We start from the raw sequence: 10,138 nt of genomic DNA on the forward strand, positions 1-10,138 counted from the left end.
ATCTGGCGCGGAATACCGCGAGCAGGCTCGCGGTATCGATCGTCACGAAGTGGAACTGCAGCGCCGTGGCCCCCGCGGCGATGGCGCTCGCCAACGCCGGGCCCTGCAGCGAGTCGTCAGGCGCGCCATCGCCACGGGGGCGCCACGCGGCCAGCAACGCTTCGGCCAGCAGCCACGCGAGGGCGAGCAGCGCAAGCACGCCCGAGGAGACCCCGGCGGACAGCAGGAGGTTGTGCGGGTCGTCGATGATCTGAAAGCCGCTCTCGCCGGCCTGCATGGCGGCGGTTCGGCGCGGAGGGAACGCATAGCGGAACGTGGCCGGCCCGAACCCGAGCAGCGGGCGCTCGACGATCATCTGCGCCGTGCGGCTCCAGACCGCGGTGCGCCAGCCGGCCGTACCCGACGACGGGTCGGCGAGCGTGGCGGCACGGGAGGCGGCGTAGGGGACGAGCAGCGCCGTGGCAACGGCGGCTGCGAGGACCCCGGCGATGGCGAGGGCCGCGAAGCGCGTGCGGGTCGCGCGATCCTGGCGGCGGCCCTCGACGAGCAGCCACGCGAGCGTACCGATGAGGGCCGCAACCCACGCTCCACGCGACAGCGAGTACGCGAGCGTGACGCCGCCGGTGGCGAGCGATACGCCGGCAGCGACGCGCCAGGCGCCGGTGTCGCGACGAACACGCTCGAGCGCGAAGGGGAGTGCGAGCACGAGGAGCACGCCGAGATTGCTCGCGTTGCCCACAGTCGACCGCACACGGCGCACCACGAACTCGGTTGCCGTGGCTACGGGGTCAAGCCCGAGGAGCTGCAGCGCGCCGTAGCCGGCGACGAGGAGCAGCGTGACGACGGCCGCTCTGGCGAGCACGCGCCAGGTGCGCTCCTCATCGGCGAGCGCGAACGCGCCGAGCGCCACGAGCGCGGATGCGAACAGCAGCGCGAAGCCCTGGTACTCGGGATAGTGGCCGAGCACCGACTGCGTGGGGTCCATCGAGGTGATGATCGAAAGCGCGACGACGTCGATGAACACGATCGCTGCCCACGGCCCACGGCTTGAGATGACCCGCGACAGCGCGGCCACCGGCAGGGCGGGGTCGAGAGCGAAGCCGAGCGCGACGCACGCGCAGGCGAGGCACAGGACGAACGCCTTTATCGGCCCGAACGGACTCAGTCCTCCCGGCGCGATCACGACTGCTACTCCGAAGGTCGCGGCGAAGATGCCGACGAGCACGAGCGTTCGTGCGCTCGTTGCCCGCGCGGTCGACGAGGCGCCGCCTGTGCGCGAGGTGGCGCCGACCTTCTCGGCGGGGGTGTTGCGTGCGGAGCTCATGCGCTCACAGTAGCACCGGAGCGGCGCCGTGCAGCCGGTCTCACAGCACGCGATAGCCGTTGCGGCCTGCGCGCTTGGCCCGGTACATCGCGCTGTCGGCACGCTCGATGAGCGACTCTGCGCTCCGGTCGTCATCGTCGGTCATCGCCACGCCGATGCTCGCCGTCACCGAGAGCCGGCGGCCGCTCAGCTCGAAGGGCTCGGCGAGCGCTGCAACGAGCTTCTTGGCCACCGTCTCGGCCTGCTCGCGCTCGAGAATGTCCGGCACCAGGACGCAGAACTCGTCGCCGCCGTATCGGGCCACGGTGTCGCTCGCTCGCGCCACGGTCCGCAGGCGGTCAGCGACGCCGACGAGCAGCTCGTCTCCCATCGTGTGGCCGAAGCGATCGTTGAGTGACTTGAAGTTGTCCAGATCGATGAAGAGCAGCGCGACTTCGGTGCGCCGCCGATGCGACGCGGCGAGCGAGACCTCGAGACGGTCGGCGAGGAGCTTGCGGTTGGGGAGCTTCGTCAGTTCATCGTGGAAGGCCATACGGTGGATTTGCACCTGCTCGCGCCGACGCTCGGTGACGTCGACGAAGAAGACGGCCATCGAGTCGTCGCTGACCTGGAATGCGTGCATCTCAAGCGTGCCCGAGCGGCCTTCGGCGTAGAACGGCACCGACTCCGCGTGGTGGCGTCCGCCGTCATGCGCGATCTGCTGGAACTTCGCGAGCCATTCGCTTGATGAGAGCGCCGCGAAAGCCCGGTCGATCGGCTTGCCGACGAACCGGTTCGCGTCGATTCCGAGCACGTCGCTGGCGGCCCGGTTCACGTGGACGACGCAGAGCTGGTCGTGGTGGCGATCGAGTGAGCACACGAGCGCCCCAAATGGCGCGGCATCGATGACATCGAGTAGGCGCTGCTCGGTGAACTGGCGCTCTCCTGCAGCGCGCTTCGAGCGATGTTGTGAACGACGCAGGCTGATCGACGAGGTCGTCAGCAGTACTCCAAGGGCGAGCAGGTACAGCGCGTACGCCGAGGCGTGCGCAATGGGGGTGTAGGTGAAGTGAGGAGTCGGCAGCCAGCCGGCGTTCTCGGCCGATGCGAGGAGCAGGACCGTCGCCACGCCCGCGAACGCCGCAGGAACACCCCACTCCCAGCCGTGTACGAGCCCGATCATCACGACGACGACGAAGAGCCCGCCGACCGCTGCCGATTGGAGGCCACCCGTGTACCAGGCGGCCTGGCTGAAGACGACCCAAGACGCGGCGCTGAAGACCAGGCTTGCGACGGCGACCTTGCCCGCCCGCACGAGCCCGACGGCGACCAGTGCGACGAAATCCAGCGCCCCGATCATCGCGATCGCCACCCGTGCGATCTGCGGGAACAGCAAGGCCAGAATCAGAGACAGCGGGGTGATAGCGAGAAGCAGAGTCCACGCCACCACGAACGTCGCGCGGGCGATCGAAGCAGTTGCAGGGTCGTCGAATTCGGGCGCAGCAAACAGACGTCTCAGTGCCGATTCGCGCGGGTGGTGCATCCGGAGTGCTTCTCCCATGGGTCCCCAAGTGCCAGCGGAGAGCTTTCGACCACTTGGATAGTTCCACTTTGCGAACTTCGCTAACACGCCGGGTTCCATGTGAGGCTCTGAGGGGTATGGGCTACCCTGAGAACCGAACAACTCGCGCGCACCGCGCGCCTGCGACCCTGGAGGACACATGCTCTATCGCGCTCTCGGCACGACCGGCGTTGATGTCTCCATCCTCGGGTTCGGGTGCATGCGCCTGCCGATCATCGATGGCCGATCCGAGGCGATCGACTACGAGTTGGCCACCGAGATGCTGCACCATGCGATCGACAACGGCGTGAACTACATCGACACGGCGTACTTCTACCACGCGACGCGAATGGGACAGGCGGGCGAGAGTGAGCCGTTCGTGGGCGATGCGCTGTCCGGCGGATGGCGGGACCGGGTCAACCTCGCGACCAAGCTGCCGGTGGGGCTGTGCCAGACCCGCGACGACATGGAGCGCATGCTCGAGTTCCAGCTCGGTCGCCTCAAGACCGACCACGTCGACTTCTACCTTCTCCACGGTCTCGACGGCGCTGCGTGGGATCGCAGCCGTGACGCTGGCGCGATCGCATTCCTGGAAGACGCCATCGCCGATGGCCGAGTCCGCTTTCCGGCGTTCTCGTTTCACGGCGCACCCGACGACTTCGTGCGGATCTGCGATGAGTACGACGGCTGGGCCTTCGCGCAGATCCAGTACAACTACATGGACACCGAGTTCCAGGCGGGACACGCCGGCCTGCTGCACGCCTCCGGGAAGGGTATGGGCGTCGTCGTCATGGAGCCGCTGCGAGGGGGCACCCTCGCCGATAAGCTCCCCGAGCCGATGCGGCCGGTCTTCGCGGATCGCCCTGAGGGCTGGACCCCGGCTGAGTGGGCGCTTCGCTACGTGTGGAACCAGCCCGGTGTGAGCACGCTCCTCTCGGGAATGTCCACGCTGCAGCAGGTCGAGGAGAATATCGCGGTGGCGGCAGACGCCTTCCCCGGCGCGCTCACCGATGACGAACTCGGCGTGTTCGAACGGGCCGCCACCGCCCTGCGTGGCAAGATGCGCGCCGACTGTACTCGCTGCCGCTACTGCATGCCGTGCCCGTTCGGCGTCGATATCCCGGACGTGATCGCTGCGCTCAACACGGCGGCGATGTGGGAGTCGGCCAACGGCTGGACCACCGGTTACTCACGCGTCGAGGGCAAAGCCGATAAGTGCACGGCGTGCGGACAGTGCCTCGAGATGTGCCCGCAGACGCTGCCGATTCCCGATCTCATGGCAGAAGCCGTCGAGACGTTCGGCGGGTAGCCACGGCCACTCGCGGATTCGGATGACCACTCGGCGTTAAATGTTACCGAATTAGTATCCTTTGGCGGGATGCTTGCATACGCGATTCGTGAACTGTCGTTCTTGCGAATCGGGGAAACCATGCAGACTACTCATCGCGCGGGTCGTTCCCGCGCATCCTCCACGAGCCTTCGCGGCATCTTCTTGCTTCTCATCGCGTTTGCAGTCGCGCTGTCGGCGGGCGTTCTCTCCGCGTTCGCGGGGGTGAACTCCTGGACGGCTGCGGTGGATCCTCCCGCCGGTGGCTGGGTATCGAGGGCCGGCTACAGTGCGGACCGTGGTGCGTTCTTGGCCTCTATGGGCTCCGACGGCATCTACGAGTCATCGACCGGCGCATCGTGGAGCAAGGTCGCAACCGGCTACCCAACGTCTCGCTGGGCCAATGATGTCGTGGTCGCGGCCGACGGCAGCGTCGTCGCAGCGACAGGCAACGGGATCCTGCGACTGGCGCCCGGCGCGCCGGTGTGGCCGAACGTCGCTTCGACGAACACCTCGAGCACACAACTGTATGCCGTCTATCGCATGCCCCTCACGAACACCCTCCTGACAGCCGGGCCGAACACGGCGCGGCTCTTCCGCTCGACTGACAACGGCTCGACGTGGACGAGCGCGACCGTGGGTGTCGCTCACGTACGTGCGTTCGCATCTGACGGCGCCACCGCGTACGCCGGTGCCGCCCGCAGCGCAGGCATCGGCGGTGGGCTGTGGGTGTCAACGGATGACGGCGATCACTGGGTACAGCAAGACAACGGCATCCCAACAGACCAGCATGTCTACGGACTGTGGTTCGGGGCGACGGTCTGGCATGCCACCGGAGGCAGCGGTGTGTATCGCTCGACGAATCGTGGCGCATCCTGGACCAAGGTCTTCAACTCGGATCAGCCGCCTAGCAGCATCGTGGGCGAGGCGTCCGGTGCGGTCGATGTCGCCACCAACGGCGATGGGATCTTCCGCTCGGCCGATGGGACCACCGGGTGGACCAACATAGGTGGTGGAGCGAACGGCGGCGTCGTCTCGTCACTCGCCATCAACGGCTCCACGCTGATCGCCGGCTCCTACGGAGGCGGGTTCGTCCGCACGACCGATCCGGGCGTGACGGCGCTGTCCGAATCCAATAGCGGACTCGTGCCCATCTACAACGGTAACGTGGTGTTTGGGCCCAACGATTCGCTTTTCACCGTCGCCGAATATGACGCGAACTTGCTGACGGACGCGGGCTTGCGGGTGTCTCGGGATGACGGGCAATCGTGGACAGCCGTGGCCGCCGCAGGACTCGTCGGCAACATCTACGACCTTCAGCGCACGCCCGACGGACGGGTGCTTGCCTCGACGGACTTCGGCCTGTGGGAGACAACCGACTCGCTGACCTGGCACTACGTCATCGACAACACGTCGTGGACGTACGCGACGTCCACATCAACTGACGGAACCTACACCGTTGCCGGCGGCTATCAGCAGGTGCTGGCAGCGCACGTGGGTGACTCGGCGTGGACGGTTCTGCCGACCGACGGGTTGCCTGTCGCCTCCGCGCAACAGGCAGTCAGCGTCGCGCTGGCTCATGACGGATCTGTGCTCAGCACGTGGTGGGTCGATCCCAACATCTATCGGCTGGCCCCGGGCGCGAGCCAGTGGGAGACGATCACACCTGCGTCCGTGAACGCGGGGATGAAGTACTTCGCCGTCGATACGGCGGGTCGGGTATTCATCGCCGGCGCCGGCGCGGGTGGTGTTGCCGTTTCCATCGACGACGGCCTGACGTTCGAGCCGACGCCGGGGTACCCGCTCTACCAGACAAGCCAGATCACCGCGACCGACGACGGGGCCATCCTCGTATCGACTGCCAGCGGCCCGCTCTACAGGAGCGGTGACGGTGGCGCCTCGTGGGTGGAGATCGGTTCGGGCAGCAATGGTGCGCTCGCTGTGGCCGCTGCGCCGGGCGGCAGGGAGTTGCTTGCGGGAATCGGGCGTGGCATCCATCGCTATACGATCTCGCCGCCATCGGTCACTGCGAGCTCGACGCCGGCGCTGCCGGCTGCGAGCGGCTGGTTCACGACTGCGACGACGATCGGGCTTGCGCGAGTCGGAGCCGGCGTCACGAAGTACCACTGGGACAACGCCACCGATGATGCTACGACCACGGCACACGCGCTGGTTGGCGCTCCGGAAGGCTCCCACGTCCTGAGCTACCGCGGCGCGTTCGATCTCGGTGATGATGACGTCGCCACGATGACGGTTCGTGTGGACACGCGTGCTCCGAGCGGCACCATGAAGCTCAGGAACGGTGCCTCCACCACGAACTCACTGCACGTCATCGTGAACTCGGCGCTCACCGACACCGCGAGCGGTCTGAGTGTGATGCGCTTCAAGTCACCGAGCACCTGGGGATCGTTCAAGCCCTACGCTGCGACCACGGTCGTGACGCTTCCGCGCGGCAACGGGACCAAGCGGGTCACCGGCGCCTACCGCGACGCCGCAGGACACGAGAAGCAGCTCTCCGACACGATCAACTTTAAGCGCACTACCGCGTCGCTTTCCAAGCCGGTCGTCTCGCCGTCGTCTCCCACGCGCAACGTGAACTTCACCATCTCCGGAACGACCGGGCAGTACGTGAGCGGTTCGACCAAATTGATGGTGTATCGCAAGGTCGGAAGCAAGTGGAAGCTGTACAAGACCTACTCGGCGAGCAATGTGTCGCGCGGCGTGGGCTCGGCGTACTCCAAGACGATCAAGCTCTCGACTCGGGGCACCTGGGGCGTCATAGCGAACACGCCCACGACGAGCGGCGCCTACGCAGGGCTTTCTGCTCGCAGGACGTTCACCGTGAAGTAGGCACTGTACCCGGCTCGGTACCGAACCCGAGTGCAACGCAAAGGCGCCCGGAGCGATGTCGCCCCGGGCGCCTTCCGTGTGTCAGTGGCGCGTACTACTTCACGCGGAGCGTAACCGCTGACGAGTTGTTCGACATGTTCATGGCGCTACCGGTGAATCGGGCGCGCACCTTTACCGTGCCTGCCGATGCCGGCTTGTACCGGTAGGTCGCCCTGCCGGTGGCGCCCACGCTCACGGTCTTGAGCGTGACCCACCGCGAACCCTTGAGGCGCTGGAACGCGACCCTGCCGCCGGTGGCTGCAGGCAGGACATTCGCGGTCAGCGTCACGGTGGTTCCGTGCTTGGGAGTCGACTTCGATGTCGCGCACGACACGCGTGCCTTGACGCCGAGGTCGACCGGCGTGTCGAGCACCGCCGGCAGTGTGTCCTCGTTGCCGAGGAAGGTCAGATCGACCGAGGTGTTCTGGTACAGCGGCACGGTGGTGTAGGTCCCCGTGCCCCAGTCGACCGTCGCCGTCGTTCCGTCGCTGCCCACCACGAGGCCTCTGCCTTCCATGCCGTCGATCGAGCATGCGATCTCGCCGGTGTGTCCATAGGAGAGGAAGCCGGCGCCGTAGCTGTAGGCAGTGAAGAGCGGAGCGGCCTTGGTGATTGAGCTGTAGACGACCCAGCCGGTAGCCTGCGTCGTTTCAATCGTCGCGTAGTCGATGGAGAGCGTCTCCTCCTCGGAGTCGCTCAAGTCCTCGGGCGCGAACGAGAGCGTCAGCACGGTGTTGTCGACCGTGTCCGAAAGCTCGTCCACCACGTCGGCGACCGTGCGACGGTCGATGCTCGACTCGTAGCCGTACTCGTCGAACAGATCCTCCGAGTAGTCCTCCTCGTACGAGCCATTGACCGCCGAGACGTTGAGCTCGCCCGTGGGCGGCACGTCAGCGGGTACGACGAAGGGCATCTCCACCGTCTGGGTGGCGACTTCGCCGTACACGTGCAGCGAGACCGTCGCGGTGTTGTCGCCACTGCGAACCCCGCCGTCGACGGTCACGTCGACAACTTCGGCCTCGCGCTGGGCGGCCGAGAACTCGGACTCCAGAGCGATCGACTGTATCTCGGCGTGCGCGATGCCGTTGTCGTTCGCATACTGGAACTCGCTGACCATGTCATCGACGTCGGACACGACCGCCATCGAGATGTCCCACGCATCCGAGTAGACATTGCGCCGAACGAGCGTGTAGGTGGTGGCGCCGTCGCTGACCACGATGGTGGTCGTCGTCACGGCGCTGCCGGGGCTCTCGATCGCATCGAGCCTGCTCAGACGGCTGCCGGCGATGTAGGCGCTGAATGCGGCGATGCCGTAGTAGTTGTCGGCCGACGAGTCCGCGACGAAGCGCGGCAGGTAGACGGCGGAGGTCGCCACCTCACTGCCATAGCGCGCTGTCGCGGTGACAGGCACGTCTTCGGTCATCTGACCGTCGACGCCCATGATGCCCGCGAGGCGGTCTTGCGTGAGTGTGCCGCGGACTGCGGCGGGACGACCGAGCTTGTACGGGGAGTACGTGCTCGGCCAGATGCCGTCGATCCACGCGTTGCACAGGTACAGACCCGAGTCACCGTCCTGCATCATCGGGTGACCGAAGGCCAGAACGTCTGCGCCCTGAGTGTAGGTGACCGTGCCGATACCGCCGGCCCACAGATCACCACGCGCCGCGAGCACGGCGACGGCCGAGCCGGGGGTGAAGGGTGCGTTGTAGGTGGATTCCTTGGCCGACAGCCCAGCAGCGAGCGGGGCCACGGCGACGCCGCGCGACGCCAGTGACTTCGCATACGCCTTGTACATGTTCGACGTCGGGTTGACTCCGCCGATGAACACCGCGCCAAGCGGCTGGGCGACGATGGTGCCCTTCGGCGCACTCGTGAACGAAGCGGGGTCCTGTGTGATGACAACCCTGTTCTTGACCTCACCGTCGAGAATGACGGGTTCGGAAAGCGCGCTGGGAAGCGAGATCGGTGCGTACTTCTCGCGGATCGCCATCATCGCCTCGATCGGCGTCGCGAGACCCGTGCCGCCGGTCGTGAACGCGTCGCCGTAGGACAGCGCGCCGATCATGCCGAACGTGGGGCCGTCATCGACGTAGATCGGGCTGCCGCTCATTCCCGACGCAATGCCCTTGATCTCGTCGATGATGGGGCCGGTTGCGCGAAACAGAATGAGCGAAGACATGTCGACCGGTCCGGTGCCGTAGCCGGTGGTGACGGCAAGCACCTCGACCGGGATCGTGACGATGGTCGAGCCTTTGACGACCGTCTTCAGATAGCCGTTGAGCATGCCGTCGTTGGCATCGAGTGCCGACTGGAGCTGGTCGACGGAAAGCGTCGGTCCAGGACCGGCCGGGCCCGCGAGTGCCGCGGTCGCGCTGAGCGCGAGAATCGCGACCGCGCACGCGAGCGCAAGCGCGAAGCGTGAGAACGCCTTTCGAGCGAACATGGATTCGAACCCCCTCAGAATCAGAAGGCGGGCGCCACCCGCACCGCCGCTGACCAGCGTACTCTCGAAACTGACCGATTGGGATAGCAAAATGGCAACGACTGCATAACCAAGTGTGGTGGTAGCATCGTTGCTTCGTGACGCAGAGGTTGAGACGAGGTGGCGACGGTGACCGGCATGACGGCAGGGCTGGCGGGTTTCGGCATCGGCGCTGGCCTCATCATCGCCATCGGCGCGCAGAATGCGTTCGTGCTGCGACAGGGTCTCAAGCGCGAGCACGTGGCGCTCGTTGTCGCTGTCTGCGTCGTCTGCGACTGGGTGCTCATCGCGGCCGGCGCCCTCGGGTTCGGCTCGCTCGTGCGTGCATTCCCGCTCGTGACCGCGATCGCGGCGTGGGGCGGCGCGCTGTTCCTCGCTGGCTACGGCGTGATGTCGCTTCGCGCCGCCCTGCGACCGACGGTGCTGTCAGCCGCCGACGACGCGCCGGATGCGCCCGCGACCGTCTCGGCGGTGCTTGTCGCGACGCTGGCGGTCAGCCTGCTCAACCCGCACGTCTATCTCGACACCGTTGTGCTGCTCGGCAGCGTCGCAGCGCAGTACGCCGGCGCAGAGCGC

Annotated in this window: 6 protein-coding genes; 3 read left to right on the forward strand and 3 right to left on the reverse strand. The window is 66.6% G+C overall.

From position 1 onward, the window contains the following. The coding region (locus HGB10_11415) for an O-antigen ligase family protein (protein NTU72410.1) at positions 1-1,324 on the reverse strand (1,324 nt) is incomplete at its 3' end. Positions 1,325-1,364: 40 nt separating this feature from the next. Then, positions 1,365-2,846: a diguanylate cyclase gene (locus HGB10_11420; GenBank protein ID NTU72411.1), complete on the reverse strand. Its 1,482-nt coding sequence runs from the start codon at positions 2,844-2,846 to the stop codon at positions 1,365-1,367. Positions 2,847-3,024: 178 nt separating this feature from the next. Here HGB10_11420 and HGB10_11425 point away from each other — a divergent pair, with 178 nt between their 5' ends. Further along, a complete protein-coding gene (locus HGB10_11425) occupies positions 3,025-4,173 on the forward strand; it encodes an aldo/keto reductase (GenBank protein NTU72412.1) in 1,149 nt (382 codons plus the stop codon). 120 nt (positions 4,174-4,293) lie between these two features. After that, positions 4,294-7,041 carry a hypothetical protein gene (locus HGB10_11430; GenBank protein NTU72413.1) on the forward strand — a complete coding sequence of 916 codons (2,748 nt, stop codon included), beginning with the start codon at positions 4,294-4,296 and terminating at the stop codon, positions 7,039-7,041. Between the two features lie 94 nt (positions 7,042-7,135). Here the strand turns inward: HGB10_11430 and HGB10_11435 are convergent, their stop codons facing one another. Next, positions 7,136-9,523 carry an Ig-like domain repeat protein gene (locus HGB10_11435; GenBank protein NTU72414.1) on the reverse strand — a complete coding sequence of 796 codons (2,388 nt, stop codon included), beginning with the start codon at positions 9,521-9,523 and terminating at the stop codon, positions 7,136-7,138. 177 nt (positions 9,524-9,700) lie between these two features. Between HGB10_11435 and HGB10_11440 the strand changes: the two genes are divergently transcribed. Further along, a partial coding sequence (locus tag HGB10_11440; protein NTU72415.1) for a LysE family transporter occupies positions 9,701-10,138 on the forward strand: 438 nt, incomplete at its 3' end.

This window comes from Coriobacteriia bacterium (genome assembly GCA_013334745.1).
Classification (GTDB): domain Bacteria; phylum Actinomycetota; class Coriobacteriia; order Anaerosomatales; family JAAXUF01; genus JAAXWY01.